We start from the raw sequence: 19,792 nt of genomic DNA, 5'->3' as shown, positions 1-19,792 counted from the left end.
GAAGCTAGACCTGCGCTCCGGGGTTGTCAAAAGAATCGGTAAAGAAATCAGCGGGGCGGCGGCATGCGCGTAGGCCTGTGTGACTTGCGCGTCCGAATGTCGACGAAAGCGATGAGGCCGGGATCGCCGGGCTCGGCTGTGGAGCCTGCGGCGGCCCCGAACTCGAGCCGGAAATCCCACAGCCGGAGAGCCACCCCGCCCTGGATCGCGCCGTACAGTTCGAAGTCATCCCGGGGCGAATGAATGCCCGCCCCGCTACCGCGCGCGAACACGTCCATCCCCCCGAGCGCCGCATCGCCGATAAGGGGGATTGCGTAGGTAGTTTCGGCGTAAAGCAGGCGAGGGCCGCTCAGGGCGCGTAGCGGCATCGTCGGCAGCGTTCCGACACCCCCGATCAGCGAGTAGCGTTGGGACGGGAGGTGGCCCGCCACATCCGCCCTCCCGATCACGAAAGCATCGACCGCATGGCCCCATGCCGTCACCCGGCGCACGGATACGCGCCCTTCCAGGAGCAGGAAATCGTAGGAGCAAATGAGATTACAGTCGCTCCCGAGTTCGTCCTGGAGTCCCCCTTCGACACCCACCCCGAACGCCGTCCGGCCATCGCGACGATTCACCGACCATTCAAACCCGGCGCGTGCAAACCAGAAACTCCGGGGATGTGCCCACACGCGCTGCCCATCGTCCGCCTCGCCTCCGAAAAGGACCGTCACCGCACCCGCCTCGAGGGACGCTCCCTCCTCGTGTCCCCCCGTGAAGATGAGGCGCCAGTTCGGAGCTTCCTCCCACACCGGCGGCTCCGCCGACATCAGTTCCAGTTCGACACCGAACTGCCTGGAATCGTAGTGGCCGCGGACGTCGTCGCCGGCGACGAAGTGTGCGAGGCTGTTGTACCACGTTGGGCGGATCCAGGCCTCGTTGCTGATCACGGCGCTGGTCGCGAACAGGCCCAGCCGGAGGCGTTCCGCCAGGCGCCACGAGTTGTGGAAGCGAAAGTCCACATCCTCGCGGGCCGGGATCCAGGTCAGTCCGGCCGCCAGTTCGGGCCGGCCCGGCGCGTCGGACAAGCGCGCCAGCGCGCCGACCGGGAGCGAGAGGCCGCTTACCCGGTCGTAGGTCGGGAGATGGAAGCCGTACGTGCCGTCGAGTTCGAAGGCGGGCTCGGGCTCAACCTCCGAGATGATCTCGAACCCGCCCTCGGTCGGGCGTACGCGGAGGGGTTCGTTCGGCCGATAGGTGATGGCCCCGCCGATCTCGGCCACGTCGGAGTCGTAGAATCCTCCTCCGAGCACCAGCACGCTGCCGGTTACGGAAGCGCCGGAGCGAAGGAAGAGGTCGCCGTCGACAACGTACAGGTCGCCCTCGATCCGCCCGGCGATACGCGCTGTGCCCTCGAGGAGGAGGACGGAGCCCGGGACCGTGTCGGCCCGGGCCAGGACCGTATCCCGGGTCCACGCCGTGAAGTCACCGGCTTCAAGAAAGGTCTGGAGCGCCGCCTGCGCGTCGGATCGCGGCTCGCCCGCCAGACGCACGCCCTGACCCTGGGCGGGCGCCGCCAGGAAGGCGGCGAGCCCTGTCGCGAGCGCGGCCGCGAATGCGTGACGTCTCATTCGGCGACCTTCGCGGTCGCTCGCCAGCGGTCCCACGCGATGACTTCTTCGCGTGGCAGGCGCTCCGGCAGTTCCGCCAGCCCATCGTGATACCCGAGGCAGAAGAGGGCCACGATCGGGACGGGCTCCGGGACGCCGAGGATGGCGCGGACGGCGCCCTCCCGGAAGCCGTAGATCCAGCTCGACTGCAGGCCGAGATCGGCCGCCGTCAGCATCATCGCCTGGGTCGCGGACGCCAAATCCATGGAGAAGCTTTGCCGACCCGTACCGCTCACGTGCGAGTGGATCCGCGCGCAGCAGGCAATGACGACAGGCGCCGTCTTCACATGCGGATGGTTGAACGCCGCCGCCGCAATCCTGTGGCGTGCCAGCGCCTCCTGCACCACAACGAAGCGCCAGGGTTGCGCCTCGCGGGCGGACGATGCGTAGCGCGCCGCCTCCAGCACCGACTCCACGATCTCGGGTTCGACGAGCCGGTCGCGGAAGCGCCGGACCGGACGCCGGTTGCGCAGCAGGTGAAGGAGACGAGTCAGCCTCATCGACGTCGCTCACCCACGGGGATGGTGGCTGCGGTGCACCTGGCGCAGGTGCGACCGGTCCACATGTGTGTAGATCTCGGTCGTCGAGATGTCTGCATGTCCGAGCATCTCCTGAACCGACGCCAGGTCGGCGCCTCCCTCGAGCAGGTGCGTCGCGAAGCTGTGGCGCAACGTATGGGGCGTCACGCGCTTCAGGATGCCGGATCGCTCGACGTGGCGGCGGAGGATCTTCCAGACCCCCATCCGGCTCAACGGAAGCCCTCGCGCATTGAGGAAGATGTGTCCGGTAGACTGTCCCCGGTCGAGTACCGGCCTGGATGTTCGAAAGTATCGGCGCACCGCCGAGCGCGCAGCCGCACCGACGGGAACGAACCTCTCCTTTCCCCCTTTGCCCCGCACCCGCACGAGCGCCTCTTCGATGTCGAGGTCCCGTCCCTTCAACCCAATGAGTTCCGACACGCGAAGCCCGCACCCATAGAGCATCTCGAGCATCGCCGCGTCGCGGGGCGCCGCGCGATTCTCCGGGTCCACCGCCGCGATCAGCGCCTCGATCTCGGGCACGGACAGCACGTCCGGGAGCGAGCGGCCCGCACGGGGCGCTTCGAGGCGTTCGCTCGGGTCCGACTCGATCGCGCCCTCGACGATGAGAAAGCGGAAGTAGCCGCGCAGGGCGTAGACGCTCCGTGCGACGGTCGAGGCGGCACGCCCCTCGCCGGCCAACCCGGCAACGTGGTCGCGAAGCAGTTGGTACGTGACCCCGGCCGGCCCGGCGATGTCCTCGGAGACCGCGAACGCGGCAAACCGGCGGGCTTCACGCATGTACGCGTCGATGGTGCGCGGCGAGAGTCCTCGCTCGAAGCCGAGATGGTCCCGGAAGGACTCGAGGTGGAAGGCGCGCTCGATGCCGGGGCCGTCTCCCGTCACGGCGACGCCCGCGGCCCCCCGCCCTCGGAGCCCTCCTCGAGATCCCCGGTCGGACGCGCTGGCTCAGCCCGCCGACTTCGGATCCACCAGCCGATGATGACGCCGATGATGACGGCGGCCACGAGAAGGAGCCACGCGTTGACCTGGCCGAGCAGCTCCATGAGGCGGTCGACGTTGCGGGAGGCGAACATCCCCCCCGCAAGCATGAGGCCGTTCCACAGCAGCGACGCGGCGACGACCGGGGCCATCGCCCGCACCATGCCCAGCCCCGTGAATCCCGCGAAGGTAGGGACAATCACGCGCAGTACCGGCAGACAGCGGGCGAAGAAGATCGCCCACAACCCGTGCCGCTCATAGAAGCGGGCCAGGCGCCGGAACTGGTGCGGACGAATGAGGCGCCGGCCCCAGCGGGTCTCGAACACACCGCGGCCGTGCCGGCGCGCGAGCCCGAATACGACCATGGCACCGCCGGAGTTCGCGATCCACGCGCAGAGCAGGACGGAGAGCGGCTGTAACGATCCCCTGTCCGCCAGCACCGCGCCGAGGACGACGAAGGTGTCGGAGGGGACGGGCGGAAAGATGTTCTCGAGGGCGGACCCGGCAGTGATGAGCGCGTAGGCGGTGAACGCCGGAAGGGCGAGCAGGAAATCGAGGAGGGGTTGAACGCCGGGAACCTCAGGCACCGTCCCCCGCAGCCGGGGCCACCGTGGCGACCGCGATGGCGGCGAGGCCCTCACCCCGCCCGATCCACCCCATCCCCTCGTTGGATTTTCCCTTTATCGACACCCCGGCGGGCCCAGTACCCAAGGCCTGACCAAGGCGCTCCCGCATGGCCTCGGCGTGGGGTGAGATGCGGGGCCGTTCGGTGACGACGGTCGCGTCGACGTTCACCACCCGGAATCCCCTTTCGCGCAATCGACCAACCGCCGAGGCGAGGAGTTCAATGGAGTCGGCGCCCGCATGCGCGGGGTCCGTATCCGGGAAGAGCGCGCCGATATCCCCCAGGCCGGCCGCGCCGAGGATCGCATCCGTGATCGCGTGCGCGACCGCGTCTCCGTCGGAGTGTCCCTTCAGTCCGGGGGCCCCGGGGATCGCGACCCCTCCCAGCACGAGAGGCCGCGCCTCGTCGAAGCGATGGGAGTCGTACCCGATACCGGTCCGCACCGGACGACCTCTCCGGCCGCGCGCCTCAGCCCTGCCCTGCGCCCAGGATGCGGAGAGCGAGGTGGGCCGCGTTCTTCGCGTTGTCGATGCCCACGGCGGCGACCGGAACGCCCGGCGGCATCTGCGCGCACGACAGGAGCGCGTCGAGGCCCCCGAGCGTGCCGGCGGAGACGGGAACCCCGATCACCGGCAGCGAGGTGTGCGCCGCCACGACGCCGGGGAGCGCCGCCGACAGCCCCGCACCGCAGATCACGACGGAATGGCCGGCCGCCGCCGCGCCCTCGGCCAGCTCCGCGGTCCGCTTGGGCTGCCGGTGTGCCGAACTCACCTCGACCTGTACGTCGACGCCATGCTCCTGCAGAATCGCCACGCCCTTCGCCATGGTGGGCATGTCCGATTCCGATCCCATCATCACCAGTACCGAACTCATCCTCTTCTCTCCCCTACTCGCCGTTCCAGCGTCGAACGGCCAGACAGACGTTGTGGCCGCCGAAGCCGAAGGAGTTCGAGAGCGCGACCTCGACGTCCCGCTCGATCACGCCTCCGTGCGCGTATTCGAGATCGCACTCGGGATCCGCTTCCTCGAAGTTGATCGTGGGCGGGATGATTCCGTGCCGGCACACGAGGGCGGAGATCGCCCCCTCGATCGCCCCCGCCGCCCCGAGGGTGTGTCCCGTCATCGACTTCGTCGAGCCGACCACGATCGAGTGCGCATGCTGGCCCAGCACGTCCTTGATCGCCTTCGTCTCGGAGACATCGTTCGCGGGCGTCGACGTGCCGTGCGCGTTGATGTACCCGACCTCGGTGGGCTCGAGTCCCGCATCTTCCAGTGCCTGCTCCATGGCAAGACGCGCCCCCGATCCATCCGGGGCCGGCGCCGTCATGTGGTAGGCGTCCGCGCTCTGGCCGAAACCCGCCACTTCCCCGAGGATCGCGGCGCCGCGCGCCCGCGCGTGCTCCAGTTCCTCGAGAATGAACATCCCCGCGCCTTCCCCGAGCACGAATCCGTCGCGATGGGCGTCGAAGGGACGCGAGGCCCGTTTCGGATCGTCGTTCCGCGTCGACATGGCCCGCATGTTCGCGAAACCGGCGACCGCGAGCGGCGTGATCGTGGACTCGCTGCCCCCCGTGATCATCACATCGGCTTCGCCGTTGCGGATCGACCGGAAGGCGAGTCCCACCGAGTGGCCGCTGGAGGCGCAGGCCGATACGGTCGCGTAGTTCGGACCTTGGGCCCCATACCGCATCGACACCATCCCCGAGGCCATGTCGGGGATGAACATGGGGATGAAGAAGGGCGAGACGCGCCGGGGCCCGCCCTCGAGCAGCCTCTCGTGCTGCGCCTCGAGCAGAGGAAGCCCGCCGATGCCAACGCCGATGAGCACGCCGACCCGATCCGGGGGAAGATCCCCGAAACCGTCAGCGAAACCCGCCTCGGTCACCGCCTCGTCCGCCGCGCCCATCGCGAAGTGGAGGAACCGGTCCGCGCGCCGGGCATCCTTCCGGTCCATGTATCTCGACGGATCGAAATTCTTCACCTCGCAGGCGAAGCGGACCGAGTGGTCGGATGCATCGAACTGGGTGATGGGTCCGGCACCGCTCACGCCCCCGAGGAGAGCGTCCCAGGTCGAGTCGGAGTCGAGCCCGATCGGGGTGACTAGCCCGATCCCCGTAATCGCTACACGTCTTCTCATGAACTGAGAGGCAGGCAGGCGCTAGGCCTTCTCGTTCAGATACGCGATGGCCTCCTGGACCGTCTGCATCCTCTCCGCGTCTTCATCCGGGATCTCGATCCCGAACTCTTCCTCGAAAGCCATCACGAGTTCGACGGTATCGAGCGAGTCAGCGCCCAGATCATCGACGAAGTTCGCGTCGTCCACCACTTTTTCCTGCTCCACGCCCAGTTCCTGGGCGATGATCTCCCGCACGCGTGCCGCGTTGTCCATGATTGCGTGTTCTCCTTGTATGAAGGGGCCGATCCACGGCCCCGCTGTTTCCTGTCCTCTGTCGGCGATCGAATATGGCGCCTCGCCGCTACGACTGCATGACCATCCCGCCGTCGACGACGATCACTTGGCCGGTAACGTACGAAGCCCCGGGACCGGCGAGAAATCGCACCACAGTGGCGACATCTTCCGGGGACCCGGGTCGGCCGAGGGGAATCCTCTCCGACATGGCTGTTCGAACGCTTTCGGGCAGTCCCGAGGTCATGTCGGTTTCGATGAACCCCGGCGCGACAGCGTTGGCCCGCACACCGCGACTCGCCAGTTCCTGAGCAACGCTTCGGGTGAGCGAGATCAGGGCGGCTTTGGCCGCCGCATAGTTGGACTGGCCCCGGTTTCCCGTCAAGCCCACAACGCTGGAGATGTTTACGATGTTTCCCGCGCGCCGCTTCATCATCCCCCGGGCGACGGCCCGCACGAGATAGAACGCACCCGACAGATTCGTGTCGAGCACCGACTGCCAGTCCTCGTCCTTGAGGCGGAGGATGATGTTGTCGCGCGTGATGCCCGCGTTGTTCACGAGGATCGTCGCGTCGCCGAGGCGGTCGGAGACATCCGAGACGAGCCCCTTGCACGCGGCCGGGTTCGAGATGTCGCAGCCGAAACCCTCATGACCCTCTCCGGGCAGATCCTCGGCCACCGCCCGGGCCCGGTCCGCCCCGGTACCCACCACGGCCACGCGCGCACCCGCCCGGGCCAGTTCCCTCGCGATCGCAGTCCCGATGCCGCGGGTCGCTCCCGTCACGATCGCAACCTCACCCGCCAGTTCGCTCATTCCGGCACCCTTCAGTCCGAAGATCCAAGATAGGCGTCCACCGACGACGAATCGCCAACCGCGGTGACGCGCAAACTCCGATCGATGCGGCGGGCGAGGCCCGAGAGCACGTTGCCCGGTCCGATCTCGAGCCAACGCGCCGTCCCCGTCTCATGCATGCGTTCGATCCCTTCCGTCCACCGGACGGGCGATGTGAGTTGCAGGATGAGGGTTCGTCGCGCCTCCTCCGCGTCCGTCACAAGCGTCGCGGTGGCGTTGGAGACGATGGGGAACGAGGGCTCGCGCCAATCCGCCGCTTCGAGCGCCGCTGCCAGCCCCTCGGCCGCGGTCGTCATGAGGGGCGAATGGAAGGCGCCGCTCACGTTGAGCGGGAGGACGCGGCGCGCCCCGGCCTCCGAAGCGAGCCGCCCTGCGGCGGCGACGGCCTCGACATCGCCGCTGATGACGACCTGGCCGGGTGCGTTGAGATTGGCGGGCACCGCAACGCCGCCAGCCTCCGCCGCGCGCTCGCAAACGTCGGTCACGGCTTCGGCGTCCAGCCCGAGCACGGCGGCCATCGTGCCCGGCCGGTCGGCGCCCGAGGCCCCCATGAGCCGTCCGCGCTCGCGTACGATCCGGAGACCATCCTCGAAGCCGAAGGCGCCGGACACGAGATACGCCGACAGTTCGCCGAGCGAGTGCCCCGCCCCGATGCCGGGCTCCCCGGCGCGCCCGGCGATGAGATGCCAGATGGCGAAGGAGTGCAGCATGATCGCCGGTTGCGCATTCTCCGTGGCCCGCAACACCTCCTCGGGCCCCTCCCAGCAGATCCGGCTCAGCGGCATGCCGAGCGTATCGTCGGCCCGCTCGTAGAGCTCCCGCACCGACGTATCGTCTGCCGCCAGGTCCCGGCCCATGCCGACGTATTGGGCGCCCTGCCCCGGGAAGAGGAGCGCGACGCTGCTCACGCCCCGCTCTCCTGCAGCATGCGGGCCAGCGATGTGCGAATGACGGGAGTGAAGCCCGAGGCGGCGCAATCGGCCGCCGTGCGAATTCCGTTCATGATGGCGCGCGCGGGGGACGTACCGTGACAGATGATCGTGACCCCATCGACGCCGAACAGGGGCGCGCCGCCGTACTCCGTATAGTCGAGAAAACGCAGCGCCTCGCCGAGTTCGCCCCCTTCGCCCACGCCGGCGGTGCGAAAGATCTGGAGCACGAACTCGGCGATCGACTCATAGAACTTGAGCAGCACGTTGCCGACGAAACCGCCGCACACGAGCACGTCACACGCCCCGGTCACGATCTGGTGTCCCTCCACGTTACCGATGAATTCCAGTGTGGGATCGTCGGAGAGGAGGCCGTGGGCCGTCGCCATGACGCCTCCTCCCTTCTCGCCTTCCTCCCCGATATTGAGCAGCCCGACGCGCGGCCGCTCGATCGAGAGCGTCCTGCGCAGATAGGTCGATCCCAGGTGCGCGAACTGGTACAGCTGCCGCGGGCGGACGTCGACGTTTGCGCCCACGTCCATGACGAGGACGCGCCCGGTCCCGGTTGGAAAGAGAGCGCCCACGGGCGGCCGGTCCACGCCGGGGAGCAACCCGAGCGTGAGCACCGAAGCGACGACCGTAGCCCCGGTCGGCCCCGCCGATACGAAGGCATCCGCCCTTCCGTCGCGTACGGCCTCCAGGCCGCGAACCACGGTGCTGTCCGTCTTCCGCCGCACCGCGAGCGCGGGTGGCTCCGCCGGGGCGATGGACTCCTCCGCCGCGAGCCACGCGACCCGGTCGGGCGGGAACCCGGTCCGTTCCGCACGCAGGAGGTCGCCTGGTCCTACGAGGAGGAGAGAGAGGTCGTCCGGCCACGCGTCGAGGGCTCCAGCGGCAGCCTCCAGGGCGGCCTCCGGCGCGGATTCTCCGCCCATGAGGTCGAGTGCAACCCGAGTCACGCTCGAATGCAGCGGGGCTTCTGCCACGGGCTGCCCAATCAACTCCCCCGGCCCGGCCGCCGGAGGGCGGCGGCCGCGCTCGGGGGCGTCAAAACTCTTCGATCTGAACGACCTCGCGATCCGCGTAGTGGCCGCAGGTCGGACAGACGCGATGCGGTCGTTTCGGATCCCCGCACTTGGGGCATGCCTGGCGCGCGTTGTCCGGCGCCTTGTAATGCGTACGCCGCTTGCGCTTGCGCTGCTTCGACGTCCGTCTCTTGGGTACAGCCATATCGTCAACTCACTCCTGTGCAACCGGCAGTTCGGGCGGAACACGGCAACTGGCAGTCTCCGCCCCCGAATGTCAAGGAATGTCGCCGCCCGAAGCCTCCTCCGGACGCCCTCCCAGTCCCTCCAGGGCGGCCCACCGCGCGTCGGATTCCGGCGGCGGGCAGCGACAGGCCTGCTCGGCGAGCCGCACGCCGCATGTCGGGCAGAGCCCCGGGCAGTCGCGCGAGCACTCCACGTAGGCCGGCGCATGGACCCAGAGTTCCTCGCGGACCGGACCCGCCAGATCCAACTCCCCCGACCCCGGGTCCAACGCCCAGACCCCTTCTTCTCCGGGCGTGAACCGGGCGGGCGGGCGGTACAGCGCGGCCCAGCTCGCGCGCACGGCGACCTGGATCGGCTCGAGGCAGCGGCGGCACTCCACGCACGCCCGCGCGTCGAGCGTGCCCCGGGCGCGAACGCCGGCCCCATCCGCGCGCCGGACCTCGACGTCGATGTCGACGTATTCGAAGGGGAGCGGTAGTTCACCGAGCGATTCACCCGGCCCCTCCAGACGAAACGCGCGCTCGATGGGGCCGGCGTCGAGGCCCGCGAGTCCGACGTGGGCGGCTTCCACCGGGTCCGGCGGTGACGAGGTGCCGCGCGGGATCACGCGCTGCCGATGAGGTCGACCTGTCCGAAGAAGAAGCCGAGTTCCAGTCGCGCATTTTCGTCGGAGTCGGAGCCGTGGATCGCGTTACGTTCCTTGCTCTCCGCATGGAGCGCGCGCACAGTGCCCGGCGCGGCCTCCGCCGGGTCCGTGGCACCGATGACCTCGCGCAGGTAGGGGACCGCCCGCTCATGTTCGAGCGCGAGCGCCATGCAGGGCCCCGACGTCATGAACTCCACCAGCGCCCCGAAGAAGGGACGTTCCCGGTGTACCGCGTAGAACGCCTCGGCTCCGGCGCGCCCGAGCCGCAGAACACGCGAACCCCGTACGCGGAAGCCCGCGTCCTCCAGGGCGGCGAGTACCCTGCCGGCCTTCCCCGACCCGAATGCATCGGGCTTGATGATCGCGAGCGTCATCGTCTGCACGGCTTCACTCCCCTTTCGTTTCTTTTGCGTCGCCGGCCGCGTCCCGCAGAAGAAGCCGTCGGATGATGTCACCGCGCGTCAGAAACCCGACGAGCTGGCCCTCGCGGACGACCGGCAAGCGCTCGATTTCCCTGTCCAGCATGAGGCGGACCACGTTGGCCAGCCGTTCATCCTCCTTCACGCACATCACGGTCCTTTCCATGATGTCGCGCACTTCGCCGGCGGGGGCGCTTCCCGCCATCCCCTCACCCGCCTCCGCCCGCTCGAGCCCGGGCAGGAGCCGGCTCATCAGAAGGCCGTCGGTGAGCATCCCGAGGACATGGCCCTCGTCATCGATGACCGGCACCGCGCGCAGCCTCCTCCGCGCGAGCATGTCCGCCGCCTCCTCCAGGGTCATCCCGGGAGCGGCCGTGCTCACGTCGCGGGTCATGATGTCTCGTACCTTCATTGCCCGCCTCCTGCCGGTTCTGCGTCCCTGCGTTCCTGTCACGACTGTGGCAGTCCGTGGACCGCTACATGCGATCGCGTATGAGGCCCACCAGGTCGGCGGGCCTCCGAGCAACCCCGATCCCGTGGCTCTCGAAGGCACGGATCTTCTCCTCCGCCGTCCCCTCGGAGCCCGAGATGATCGCGCCCGCGTGCCCCATTCGACGGCCGGGAGGCGCGGTCTGGCCCGCGATGAAGCCGACGACCGGCTTGCTCATCTCCCGCGCCACGTACTCGGCCGCCACCTGCTCGTCCGTGCCCCCGATTTCACCGATCAGCGCGACGGCTTCCGTCTCCGGATCCGCCTCGAACGCGGCCAGGCAGTCGACGAAATCCGTACCGATGAGCGGGTCGCCCCCGATCCCCACGCAGGCCGACTGCCCGATCCCGGCCCGGGTGAGTTGGAAAATGACCTCGTACGTGAGGGTGCCGGAGCGGCTCACGATCCCGACCGGGCCTTCGCGCACGATCTGGCCGGGAAGGATCCCGACCTTGCAGCGGTCGGGCGCGATGAGCCCCGGACAGTTGGGGCCGATGAGACGCGCCCCCTTCTCGCGCACGTACGGCAGCACGCGCAGCATGTCTCCCACCGGGACGCCCTCGGTGATACAGACGATGAGGGAGATGCCCGCGTCCGCCGCCTCGAAGACCGCGTCCGCCGCGAAGCGCGCGGGCACGTAGATCACGCTCGCGTTCGCCCCCGCCCCGGCCACCGCTTCCTCCACGGTGTCGAACACGGGCACCGCATCGTCGAAGCTCTGCCCGCCCTTCCCCGGCGTCACGCCGGCCACGACCCGCGTGCCGTATTCGATCATCTGCCGGGTGTGGAAGGAACCGTCCCGCCCCGTGATCCCCTGCACGACCAGTCTCGTCTCGTCTCCAATGAAGATCCCCATCAAGCGCCACCACGGGCTTGATGGACGGCGGTCTCGACCGCCCGGTCCATGTCGACCATCGCTTCGAAGCCGTGCGAGGCGAGGGTCGCGACCCCCTCCTCCTCGTTCGTTCCCGTGAGGCGGATAGTGATCGGAACCCCCAGTTCCATGCGACTGGTCGCCTCCACGATCCCGTTCGCGACATCATCGCAGCGCGTGATTCCCCCGAAAATGTTGAACAGGATCGAGTTCACATTCGGGTCCTCGGTGATGAGTTCGAGCGCAGCCACGACTTTGTCGGGATTCGAGGAACCTCCGATGTCGAGGAAGTTCGCGGGCTCGCCGCCGTAGTACTTGACCAGGTCCATCGTGGCCATCGCGAGGCCGGCCCCGTTCACACAGCACCCGACGTTGCCGTCGAGCTGGATGTAGGAGAGTTCGGCGTCCCGCGCCCTGACTTCGGCCGGATTCTCGGCCTCCGTGTCGCGCAGCGCCGCGATGTCGGGCAGCCGGAAGAGAGCGTTGTCATCGATGTTCATCTTCGCATCGATCGCCTTAACCTCGCCCGCCGGGTTCACGATCATCGGGTTGATCTCGGCCAGCGTGGCGCCGCTCGCCCGGTAGGCCTGGTAGAGTCGGGCGATAATGGACGCAGCCTGCCCCGCGACGCGCGGGGGCTCGTACAGATGGTGCCCGAGTTGGGCCGCCTGATGGTTGAGAAGCCCGTAACGCGGGTCGACGGCCACCTTCCGGATCGCCTCGGGCATCGTCGCGGCGACCTCCTCGATGTCGACCCCGCCCTCCGACGAAACCATGATCGTGTCAGCCCGCCGCGCCCGGTCGAGCACGATCCCGACGTAGGCCTCGGATTCGATGTCCTCGGCCGGCGCGACGAGGACCCTCCGCACCTCGATCCCCTTGATCTCCAGCCCGAGGATGGCTTCGGCCCTGCTGCGCGCCTCAACCGGCGTCGCGGCGAGCTTGACGCCGCCCGCCTTGCCGCGTCCTCCGGCGTGGACCTGGGCCTTGACCACGACCGGTCCGCCGAAGCGTTCCGCCGCCGCCGCGGCCTCCTCCGGCGTCTTCGCCACTTCGGATTCCGGCACCGGAATCCCGTGTTCCGCGAAGATCCGCCGGGCCTGGTATTCGTGAATGTTCATCAGATCGTTGTCGTACTCCCGTTCTGGATCGATCCCCCGTCCCGGGTCCGGGAGAGGAACCTTCGAATGTCGCGTCAAACAGCCGGCAGGTCGACCCCTTGCCCGGCAAGGAAGGTGCGTGCGACGCCGGCGATCTCCTGCATGCGCCCCCCGGTGTCCGCCTCGATCCGCGCCACGACCACCGGCTGCGTGTTGCTCGCCCGGATCAGCAGCCAGCCACCGTCGAAGAGCACGCGCGCGCCGTCGATGTCGATGACCTTGTGGCGCTCCTTGAAGTAGCGCACGGCCTCCTCCACGAGCCCGAACTTCCTGTCTTCCGGGCAGTCGAGCCGCAGCTCCGGCGTGGACGGATAGCTCGGAATCTCGGCCGCCAGCTCCGACAGCGGACGGCCGGCGCGGGCCACGAGGCCCGCCAGCCGTGCGGCCGCATAGATCGCGTCGTCCGTCCCGAAAAACCTGTCGGCAAAGCAGATATGGCCACTCATCTCACCTGCTATAGGAGATCGCCCTGCCCGCATGCGCTCCTTGATGAGCGAGTGTCCCGTCTTCCACATGACAGGGATCCCCCCGTCGGACCGGATCACCCGGGGCAACGCCTGCGAACATTTCACGTCGAACACGACCTCGGCTCCCGGCCGCTCGGCAAGCACCTCGCGCGCGAACAGCAGCAGCAGGTGGTCCCCGCGGATGATCCTACCCTCCTCCGTCACGGCGCCGATGCGGTCCGCGTCTCCGTCGAGCCCCACGCCCAGGTCGGCCCCGGTGTCGCGCACCCGTGCGATGAGGTCCTGGATGTACTCGTCCACGGTCGGATCCGGATGGTGGTTGGGGAAGGTGCCGTCCGACTCGCAGTAGAGGCCGTCCACCTCGACTCCGGCGGCGGTCAGCGCCCGCACGGCGACCACACTCCCCGCCCCGTTCCCGCAGTCCAGGACCATGCGTACGTCCCCCTCGACCCGGCCACGCGCCGCGATCTCCTCCACATAGCGGTCGAGGATCTCCTCCTCCCGCTGTTCGCCGCGCCCGGAAGCGAAGGCCCCGGCCTCGATCCGGTCCCTGAGCGCCCGGATCGCCTCGCCGTAGAGAGCCCCGCCGTCGCGGACCATCTTGATCCCGTTGTATTCGGGCGGATTGTGAGATCCGGTGATCTGGATCCCGGCGTCCGAACCGAACTCGATGGCCGCGAAGTAGAGGGCCGGCGTAGGCACCGTTCCGACCGTCGTCACGTCGACCCCCGCCGCGCACAATCCGCGGCAGAGAGCGGCGGAGAGCTGCGGGGATGAGGGCCGGTTGTCGTGCCCGACCACGACGCGAGGGGCCTCCCGCTCCGCGAGTTCGGTCCCGAACGCCCGCCCCACGAGTTCGGCCGCCGCCTCCGTCAGGTCGTCCCCGACGATCCCGCGAATGTCGTATTCGCGGAAGATTCCGGAATGGATCTGCATTACGGGGCCGGCGGCTCCTCGGCCTGGACGACGACCCCCGGCGACGGCGCATCGGCGAGAGCGTCACGGGCCCGATCGATGATCCGTCCCGGGAAGAGCCCGGCGAGGAGGATCAGCGCCACGCAGGTTCCGATGACGAGGTTGAACCCCGGCTTCGGCGACGGCGGCGTGTGGGCATCCTCCGGCGCTGCCTCGAAGTACATCTTCCACACCACGCGCAGGTAGTAGTAGTAGGCGACGAGGCTGGTCAGAACGAGCGTCACCGCCAGCGACGTCTCGCCCGCATCCACGGCGGCGCGAAGCAGATACAGCTTGCCGACGAAACCGGCCGTGGGCGGGAAGCCGGCGAGCGACAGGAGGAAGACGAGGAGCGCGGCCCCGAGCACCGGACGCCGCCAGCCGAGTCCCCGGTAGTCGCGGACCCGCTGGTTGCGGTCACCGCGCCCCGCCACATGGAAGACGACCGCGAAACTCGCCGCCGTGACCACGGTATACGCCGCGAGGTAGAAGAGCGAGGCGGACCGTCCCAGGTCGGAGGCCGCGGCGACGCCGACGAGAAGATATCCGGCATGCGCCACCGAGGAATAGGCGAGCAGGCGCTTCACATCCTGCTGCGAGAGCGCGATCAGGTTGGGCACGATCATGGTCAGGATCGCCAGCCACCACACGGCGCCCTTCCATATTTCGACCGCGCCCCCCAGATCCACGGTCAGCACGCGCAGGAGCGCAATGAAGGCGGCCGCCTTGACCCCCGTCGCCATGAAGGACGTGACCGGCGTCGGGGCACCGTCGTACGCGTCCGGTGCCCACATGTGGAAGGGCACGGCGGCGATCTTGAACGCGAAGCCAATGAGGAAGAGGCCGATGCCCGCCACGAGGAGGAGGTCTCCCTCGCCCGGCGCGGCCGCAATCTGCTCGGCGGCGGTGGCCAGGCGCGTCGTCCCCGTTGCCCCGTAGAGGAGCGCGATCCCGTACACGACGAAGGCGCTCGCGAACGCCCCGACGATGAAGTACTTGAGGCTCGCCTCGGAGGAGCGCGGGTTCTTCCGCACGAATCCGGTAAGGACATATACGGAGATCGACATCAGCTCGAGGCCGACGAAGAGGAGGATGAGGTCGCGCGCCGCGACGAGCACCATCATCCCCACCAGCGCCAGGAGAATCAGCGCGTGGAACTCGGGCGAACGCAGCCCCTCCCGACTCAGGTAGTCGCGCGACAGCGAGACGACGAGGAGAGCCCCGCCGAGCAGGATCACGTCGGCCGCTACGCGGAAGCCGTCGAGCGCGATCATCGCGTCCGGCGGGCCGGAAGCGTCCATCAGCCACAGGCTCGCGACGAGGGCGCCCGCAATCGAGTACAGCGTGACGAGACAGTCCACGGACATGCGCCCGTTCCCGCCATCTCCCCCGGCCGCACCGTCCGCCCCCGCCGGCGCGAAAGCGTCGCGCATGAGGATGAACATGGCCGCCAGCGCCAGAATGACTTCCGGCAGGAGCGCGACCCAGTAGCTCGCGTGCGAGGCGAAATCGAACACCCTCACGTCACTCCCCTCCCCCGGCGGCGCTATCGGGCTCGGCTTCGACGAAATCGATGTCCGCCGACGCGACATCGGCCGTCCGCGTCTCGACGTGTTCGATCAGGGCCTCGACCGAGGCGCGCGTCCGGTTCAGGAAGGGACCCGGCCACACGCCGATGAGCAGAATCAGCGCCAGGAGCGGCGCGAGGATCAGGCGCTCGCGGCTGTTCACGTCGGTGAGCGTCCGGTTCTCCTCGCGGTCCAGACGGTTGAAGAGAATGCGCTGCACCATGGGGAGCATGTAGCAGGCGGCGAAGATCACGCCGGTCGTGGCGATGGCGGCGATCCAGGGGTGGGTCCGGAAGGTCCCCAGAAGGATCAGGAACTCTCCGACAAACCCGTTCGTGCCCGGGAGCCCGACGGAGGAGAGCGCGACGACGACGAGCGCGAAGGCGAACACCGGCATCACTTTCGCGATGCCGCCGAAGTCCGCGATCCGACGCGAGTGACGCCGTTCGTACAACATCCCGATGAGGAGGAAGAGCGCGCCCGTCGAAATCCCGTGGTTCACCATCTGGAGGATGCCACCCTCGATCCCCTGCGTCGTGAGCCCGAACACGCCGAGCACGACGAAGCCGAGGTGAGCGACGGAGGTATAGGCGATGAGCTTCTTCGCGTCCGGCTGGACCGCCGCCACCCAGGCCGCGTAGAGGATCCCGATCAGTCCGAGCACGAGCATCGTGGTCACGACCATGGGATCCGTCGACGCGGCCGGGAAGAACGGGAGCCCGAAGCGCAGGAACCCGTACACGCCCATCTTGAGCAGCACCCCCGCCAGGATCACGGAACCCGCCGTCGGGGCCTCCACGTGCGCGTCCGGGAGCCAGGTGTGGAACGGGAAGAGCGGCACCTTGATCGCGAACGCGAGCGCAAACCCGGCGAAGAGCCATAACTGCGCGCGCCGGGCAAGTTCGAGCGACACGAGATCCTCGTAGGCGAAACTCCACGCCCCCGAGCCGTCCTGGAAGAGCCAGGCGAGGGTCACGATCGCCACCAGCATCAGTAGCGAACCGACCGCCGTGTAGAGGAAGAACTTCACCGCGGAGTAGATCCGGCGCTCCCCGCCCCAGACCCCGATGAGGAAGTACATCGGAATCAGCATGATCTCCCAGAACACGTAGAACAGGAAGAGATCGAGGGCGACGAATACGCCGATCATCCCCGTCGTTAGGAAGAGGAGCATCGCGTAGAAGGCGCGCTCCCGCTGCCGGATGTGGGAGAAGGAACCCGCCACGGCCAGCGGCATTGTGAAGGTCGTGAGCAGGATCATGAGGATGGAGATTCCGTCCAGGCCCACCGCGTAGGAGATCCCCCACGCCTCGATCCACGGGATGGAGACGAGATTCTGGAATCCCGGCTCGGCCGTATCGAAGGTCCAGAAGAGCGGCAGCGAGAGCGCGAACAGGACGAGCGTCGTCACAAGGGCCACGGTCTTCGCGCGCGCCTCGGGCACTGCGAAACAGGCCGCTCCGCCGATGAGGGGGAGGATCACGAGGGCGGTCAGGATCCAGTGCCCCTCGTACAGGGCCATCATGAGAGCACCCCGAGCACGAGGAGGGCCCCGAGCATGAAGGCGACGAGGTAGGTCGTCACCCGGCCCGTCTGCAGCTGCCCGCCGGCCCACCCGAGGAGACGGACCGCGCGGCCCGCGCCGTTGACCGCGCCGTCGATGAGCCCGGCGTCCACGATCCGCCAGCAGGCGCGCCACAGGGCGAGCGAGGGACGGACGATCGCGCGGTCGTACAGTTCATCGACGTACCACTTGTCGTGGAGCACGCGGGCGAAGCCGGTCGGCGCCACCGCCTCCGCCTCCGTGGGCACCGGCTTCGGCGACAGGACGCGGACCGTCGCGGTGACGGCGGCGATCGCGATCGCGGCGGAAATCCCCGCCCACAGCGCCTCGCCGCCGCCCACCGGCGCGTGGTGCTCGGCAACGAAACCGTGCGCCTCCTTGACCGCGATCGCCGGCTCGAACACGGGCTCGAGCCAGTGGTGCAACCACTCGACGGCCGGCAGCAGGGGCAGCGCCTCCGGGATGTTCGCCCACCCTCCAACCACCGATAGAACAGCGAGCACGCCGAGCGGCGCCCACATGACGAGCGGCACCTCGTGCAGCTTTCGCCCGGCCTCGGACGCTCCGCCGCGCCCGAAGGTGCGGTTCTGCCCGTGGAAGGTCATGACCATGAGCCGGGTCATGTACACCGCCGTGAGCAGCGCCGTGGCCAGGGCCACGCCCCACAGGATCGGATACCCGTAGGCGCCCGCATACCAGATGATCTCGTCCTTCGAGAAGAACCCGGCCAGCGGCGGCACCCCCGCGATCGCGAGCGTCGCCACCCACATGAAGACGAACGTGCGGGGCATGAACTTCCCGAGCCCGCCATAGTTCCGCATGTCGTTCGGGTCGCCGTGGTCCGCGTCTCCGTGCCCTCCGTCTCCGTGCGCCCACGCGTGGTGCACGGCATGAATGACGGCCCCCGCCCCGAGGAAGAGGAGCGCCTTGAAGAAGGCGTGCGTCATCAGGTGGAAGACCCCGGCCGTGAACGCCCCCACGCCGACCGCGAGGAACATGTAGCCGAGCTGCGAGATCGTGGAGTACGCCAGCACCTTCTTGATGTCGTTCTGCCGGATCGCGATCGACGCCGCGAACAACGCCGTTCCCGCGCCCACCGCCGCCACCACCCCCTGGGAGACCGGCGAGAGCGCGAAGAGCACGCTCGTGCGCGCGATCAGATAGACCCCCGCCGTCACCATCGTTGCCGCGTGAATGAGCGCCGAGACCGGCGTCGGTCCGGCCATGGCGTCGGGAAGCCACGTGTGGAGAGGAATCTGGGCCGACTTCCCGGTGCAGCCGAGGAAGAGGAGGAGCGTGATTCCGGTGACGAGAGCGCCGCCGTAGGCGAACGTCCCCTCCGCCGCCGCGAGCACGGGGATGAAATCCAGCGTCCCGAAGGCCATGAAGAGGAGGAACATGGCGACGAGGAAGCCCGCGTCACCGATCCGGTTCATGATGAACGCCTTCTTGCCCGCGTTCGCGTAGTCCCGGTTCTCGTACCAGAAGCCGATGAGCAGGTACGAGCAGAGCCCCACGCCCTCCCAGCCCACGAACATGAGCGGGAAGCTGGCCCCGAGGACGAGCACGAGCATGAAGAAGACGAACAGGTTGAGATACGAGAAGTAGCGCGAATAGCCGGGGTCGTCGCGCATGTAGCCGACGGAATAGATGTGGATCAGGCTGCCCACCCCGGTGACGATCATGCACATCAGCATCGAGAGCTGGTCGAATTGGAGGTCGACGCCGATGCGAAGGTCGCCGGACACGATCCAGCTCCAGAGCCCCACCACCTCCGCCCCGTGCAGCTCCGCCCCGTTCATCCTCATGAAATTGACGAGGACGACGGAAAAGCTCAGGAGGAGCGCCGCGGGACCGACGATGGTCGGGATCCGCTTGTTGTCGCGCCACAGGAAGGCGCCGATCCCGTTCACCACCGCCCCGAGCAGGGGAAAGGCGAGGATGAGCCACGGGAGCACCGGATGGAACGCGGCCCCCGCGCCCTCCTGTCCTGCGAGAGGGGCGACGCCCAGCGGGAGCGCGCCCGCGCCGGCCACGATGTCGCCCGCGCCGCCGAGGACGCCACCCGCGAGGCTCACCATTTCAGGAGCCTGAAGCTGTCGAGATCCACGACCTCGTAATGGCGGAAGATCGCGATGATGATCGCCAGACCGACGGCGGCTTCAGCCGCGGCGACCGCCATCACGAAGAAGACGAAGATTTGGCCCTCGATCCCATGCAGGCGCGAGAAGGCGACGAGCGACAGGTTCGCCGCGTTGAGCATCAACTCGACGCACATGAAGACGATGATCGCGTTGCGCCGCAGGAGGACGCCGATCACGCCGATCGAGAACAGGATCGCGCTCACGAAGAGGGCGATGAGTCCGTTCAGGCCGAGCGCGCTCGCCATGCCCGCC

22 protein-coding genes are annotated in these 19,792 nt (G+C 68.4%); all 22 read right to left on the bottom strand.

The window, feature by feature from the left end:
- Window positions 1–47: 47 nt before the first annotated feature.
- Complete coding sequence (locus ACOOGH_RS05620; protein WP_420447987.1) at window positions 48–1,610, bottom strand: polymer-forming cytoskeletal protein; 1,563 nt, start codon at window positions 1,608–1,610, stop codon at window positions 48–50.
- Window positions 1,607–2,149, bottom strand: a complete 543-nt coding sequence (locus ACOOGH_RS05615) for a nitroreductase family protein (RefSeq protein WP_420447986.1) — start codon at window positions 2,147–2,149, stop codon at window positions 1,607–1,609. Before ACOOGH_RS05615 ends, ACOOGH_RS05620 begins: the two co-directional genes overlap by 4 nt.
- Before the next feature lie 9 nt (window positions 2,150–2,158).
- Window positions 2,159–3,073 (bottom strand): site-specific tyrosine recombinase XerD, encoded by a 915-nt coding sequence (gene xerD / locus ACOOGH_RS05610; RefSeq protein ID WP_420447985.1) that lies wholly within the window; start codon window positions 3,071–3,073, stop codon window positions 2,159–2,161.
- Window positions 3,070–3,756, bottom strand: a complete 687-nt coding sequence (locus ACOOGH_RS05605; RefSeq protein ID WP_420447984.1) for a DedA family protein — start codon at window positions 3,754–3,756, stop codon at window positions 3,070–3,072. Before ACOOGH_RS05605 ends, xerD begins: the two co-directional genes overlap by 4 nt.
- The gene (gene ispF / locus ACOOGH_RS05600; RefSeq protein WP_420447983.1) at window positions 3,749–4,237 is read right to left on the bottom strand and encodes a 2-C-methyl-D-erythritol 2,4-cyclodiphosphate synthase; all 489 of its coding nucleotides are present in this window, start codon (window positions 4,235–4,237) and stop codon (window positions 3,749–3,751) included. The genes ACOOGH_RS05605 and ispF overlap by 8 nt, the downstream gene beginning before the upstream one ends.
- Before the next feature lie 25 nt (window positions 4,238–4,262).
- Window positions 4,263–4,667 (bottom strand): 5-(carboxyamino)imidazole ribonucleotide mutase, encoded by a 405-nt coding sequence (gene purE, locus ACOOGH_RS05595; RefSeq protein ID WP_420447982.1) that lies wholly within the window; start codon window positions 4,665–4,667, stop codon window positions 4,263–4,265.
- Between the two features lie 13 nt (window positions 4,668–4,680).
- Window positions 4,681–5,931: a beta-ketoacyl-ACP synthase II gene (fabF, locus tag ACOOGH_RS05590; protein ID WP_420447981.1), complete on the bottom strand. Its 1,251-nt coding sequence runs from the start codon at window positions 5,929–5,931 to the stop codon at window positions 4,681–4,683.
- A gap of 21 nt (window positions 5,932–5,952) precedes the next feature.
- Window positions 5,953–6,183 (bottom strand): acyl carrier protein, encoded by a 231-nt coding sequence (locus tag ACOOGH_RS05585; protein ID WP_419937476.1) that lies wholly within the window; start codon window positions 6,181–6,183, stop codon window positions 5,953–5,955.
- Window positions 6,184–6,271: 88 nt separating this feature from the next.
- Window positions 6,272–7,015, bottom strand: coding sequence for a 3-oxoacyl-[acyl-carrier-protein] reductase (fabG, locus tag ACOOGH_RS05580; RefSeq protein ID WP_420447980.1), 744 nt, complete (start codon window positions 7,013–7,015; stop codon window positions 6,272–6,274).
- Window positions 7,016–7,026: 11 nt separating this feature from the next.
- Window positions 7,027–7,962 (bottom strand): ACP S-malonyltransferase, encoded by a 936-nt coding sequence (gene fabD / locus ACOOGH_RS05575; protein WP_420447979.1) that lies wholly within the window; start codon window positions 7,960–7,962, stop codon window positions 7,027–7,029.
- Complete coding sequence (plsX, locus tag ACOOGH_RS05570) at window positions 7,959–8,969, bottom strand: phosphate acyltransferase PlsX (RefSeq protein WP_420447978.1); 1,011 nt, start codon at window positions 8,967–8,969, stop codon at window positions 7,959–7,961. The genes fabD and plsX overlap by 4 nt, the downstream gene beginning before the upstream one ends.
- Window positions 8,970–9,030: 61 nt before the next feature.
- Window positions 9,031–9,213 (bottom strand): 50S ribosomal protein L32, encoded by a 183-nt coding sequence (rpmF, locus tag ACOOGH_RS05565; protein ID WP_420447977.1) that lies wholly within the window; start codon window positions 9,211–9,213, stop codon window positions 9,031–9,033.
- 72 nt (window positions 9,214–9,285) lie between these two features.
- Window positions 9,286–9,861, bottom strand: a complete 576-nt coding sequence (locus ACOOGH_RS05560; protein ID WP_420447976.1) for a YceD family protein — start codon at window positions 9,859–9,861, stop codon at window positions 9,286–9,288.
- Window positions 9,858–10,274, bottom strand: coding sequence for a nucleoside-diphosphate kinase (gene ndk, locus ACOOGH_RS05555; protein ID WP_420450068.1), 417 nt, complete (start codon window positions 10,272–10,274; stop codon window positions 9,858–9,860). The genes ACOOGH_RS05560 and ndk overlap by 4 nt, the downstream gene beginning before the upstream one ends.
- Before the next feature lie 13 nt (window positions 10,275–10,287).
- The gene (locus ACOOGH_RS05550) at window positions 10,288–10,731 is read right to left on the bottom strand and encodes an HPP family protein (RefSeq protein ID WP_420447975.1); all 444 of its coding nucleotides are present in this window, start codon (window positions 10,729–10,731) and stop codon (window positions 10,288–10,290) included.
- Window positions 10,732–10,795: 64 nt separating this feature from the next.
- Window positions 10,796–11,665: a succinate--CoA ligase subunit alpha gene (gene sucD / locus ACOOGH_RS05545; RefSeq protein ID WP_420447974.1), complete on the bottom strand. Its 870-nt coding sequence runs from the start codon at window positions 11,663–11,665 to the stop codon at window positions 10,796–10,798.
- Window positions 11,665–12,804 carry an ADP-forming succinate--CoA ligase subunit beta gene (gene sucC, locus ACOOGH_RS05540; protein WP_420447973.1) on the bottom strand — a complete coding sequence of 380 codons (1,140 nt, stop codon included), beginning with the start codon at window positions 12,802–12,804 and terminating at the stop codon, window positions 11,665–11,667. The genes sucD and sucC overlap by 1 nt, the downstream gene beginning before the upstream one ends.
- 74 nt (window positions 12,805–12,878) lie before the next feature.
- On the bottom strand, window positions 12,879–14,246 hold the full coding sequence (locus ACOOGH_RS05535) for a phosphomannomutase/phosphoglucomutase (RefSeq protein WP_420447972.1): 1,368 nt from the start codon (window positions 14,244–14,246) through the stop codon (window positions 12,879–12,881).
- Window positions 14,246–15,787 carry an NADH-quinone oxidoreductase subunit N gene (locus tag ACOOGH_RS05530; RefSeq protein ID WP_420447971.1) on the bottom strand — a complete coding sequence of 514 codons (1,542 nt, stop codon included), beginning with the start codon at window positions 15,785–15,787 and terminating at the stop codon, window positions 14,246–14,248. The genes ACOOGH_RS05535 and ACOOGH_RS05530 overlap by 1 nt, the downstream gene beginning before the upstream one ends.
- Before the next feature lies 1 nt (window position 15,788).
- Window positions 15,789–17,357, bottom strand: a complete 1,569-nt coding sequence (locus tag ACOOGH_RS05525) for a complex I subunit 4 family protein (RefSeq protein WP_420447970.1) — start codon at window positions 17,355–17,357, stop codon at window positions 15,789–15,791.
- Window positions 17,354–19,477 (bottom strand): NADH-quinone oxidoreductase subunit L, encoded by a 2,124-nt coding sequence (gene nuoL / locus ACOOGH_RS05520; RefSeq protein WP_420447969.1) that lies wholly within the window; start codon window positions 19,475–19,477, stop codon window positions 17,354–17,356. The genes ACOOGH_RS05525 and nuoL overlap by 4 nt, the downstream gene beginning before the upstream one ends.
- Complete coding sequence (gene nuoK, locus ACOOGH_RS05515) at window positions 19,471–19,785, bottom strand: NADH-quinone oxidoreductase subunit NuoK (protein WP_420450067.1); 315 nt, start codon at window positions 19,783–19,785, stop codon at window positions 19,471–19,473. The genes nuoL and nuoK overlap by 7 nt, the downstream gene beginning before the upstream one ends.
- Window positions 19,786–19,792: the final 7 nt, after the last annotated feature.

Origin of the sequence: Candidatus Palauibacter sp. (assembly GCF_965213655.1) — a bacterium.
Classification (GTDB): domain Bacteria; phylum Gemmatimonadota; class Gemmatimonadetes; order Palauibacterales; family Palauibacteraceae; genus Palauibacter.
Note: the sequence above shows the minus strand (reverse complement) of the source record. Positions and strands in the feature narration are given on the sequence as shown.

What these genes read in the sequence shown, in the direction of transcription:
- ACOOGH_RS05615 (WP_420447986.1), bottom strand. Translation starts at nt 2,149, where the DNA reads ATGAGGCTGACTCGTCTCCTTCACCTGCTGCGCAACCGGCGTCCGGTC.
- nuoK (WP_420450067.1), bottom strand. Translation starts at nt 19,785, where the DNA reads ATGGCGAGCGCGCTCGGCCTGAACGGACTCATCGCCCTCTTCGTGAGC.
- rpmF (WP_420447977.1), bottom strand. Translation starts at nt 9,213, where the DNA reads ATGGCTGTACCCAAGAGACGGACGTCGAAGCAGCGCAAGCGCAAGCGG.
- sucD (WP_420447974.1), bottom strand. Translation starts at nt 11,665, where the DNA reads ATGGGGATCTTCATTGGAGACGAGACGAGACTGGTCGTGCAGGGGATC.
- ACOOGH_RS05525 (WP_420447970.1), bottom strand. Translation starts at nt 17,357, where the DNA reads ATGATGGCCCTGTACGAGGGGCACTGGATCCTGACCGCCCTCGTGATC.
- fabG (WP_420447980.1), bottom strand. Translation starts at nt 7,015, where the DNA reads ATGAGCGAACTGGCGGGTGAGGTTGCGATCGTGACGGGAGCGACCCGC.
- sucC (WP_420447973.1), bottom strand. Translation starts at nt 12,804, where the DNA reads ATGAACATTCACGAATACCAGGCCCGGCGGATCTTCGCGGAACACGGG.
- purE (WP_420447982.1), bottom strand. Translation starts at nt 4,667, where the DNA reads ATGAGTTCGGTACTGGTGATGATGGGATCGGAATCGGACATGCCCACC.
- ACOOGH_RS05585 (WP_419937476.1), bottom strand. Translation starts at nt 6,183, where the DNA reads ATGGACAACGCGGCACGCGTGCGGGAGATCATCGCCCAGGAACTGGGC.
- nuoL (WP_420447969.1), bottom strand. Translation starts at nt 19,477, where the DNA reads ATGGTGAGCCTCGCGGGTGGCGTCCTCGGCGGCGCGGGCGACATCGTG.
- ACOOGH_RS05620 (WP_420447987.1), bottom strand. Translation starts at nt 1,610, where the DNA reads ATGAGACGTCACGCATTCGCGGCCGCGCTCGCGACAGGGCTCGCCGCC.
- ACOOGH_RS05550 (WP_420447975.1), bottom strand. Translation starts at nt 10,731, where the DNA reads ATGAAGGTACGAGACATCATGACCCGCGACGTGAGCACGGCCGCTCCC.
- fabF (WP_420447981.1), bottom strand. Translation starts at nt 5,931, where the DNA reads ATGAGAAGACGTGTAGCGATTACGGGGATCGGGCTAGTCACCCCGATC.
- ndk (WP_420450068.1), bottom strand. Translation starts at nt 10,274, where the DNA reads ATGACGCTCGCGATCATCAAGCCCGATGCATTCGGGTCGGGGAAGGCC.
- ACOOGH_RS05535 (WP_420447972.1), bottom strand. Translation starts at nt 14,246, where the DNA reads ATGCAGATCCATTCCGGAATCTTCCGCGAATACGACATTCGCGGGATC.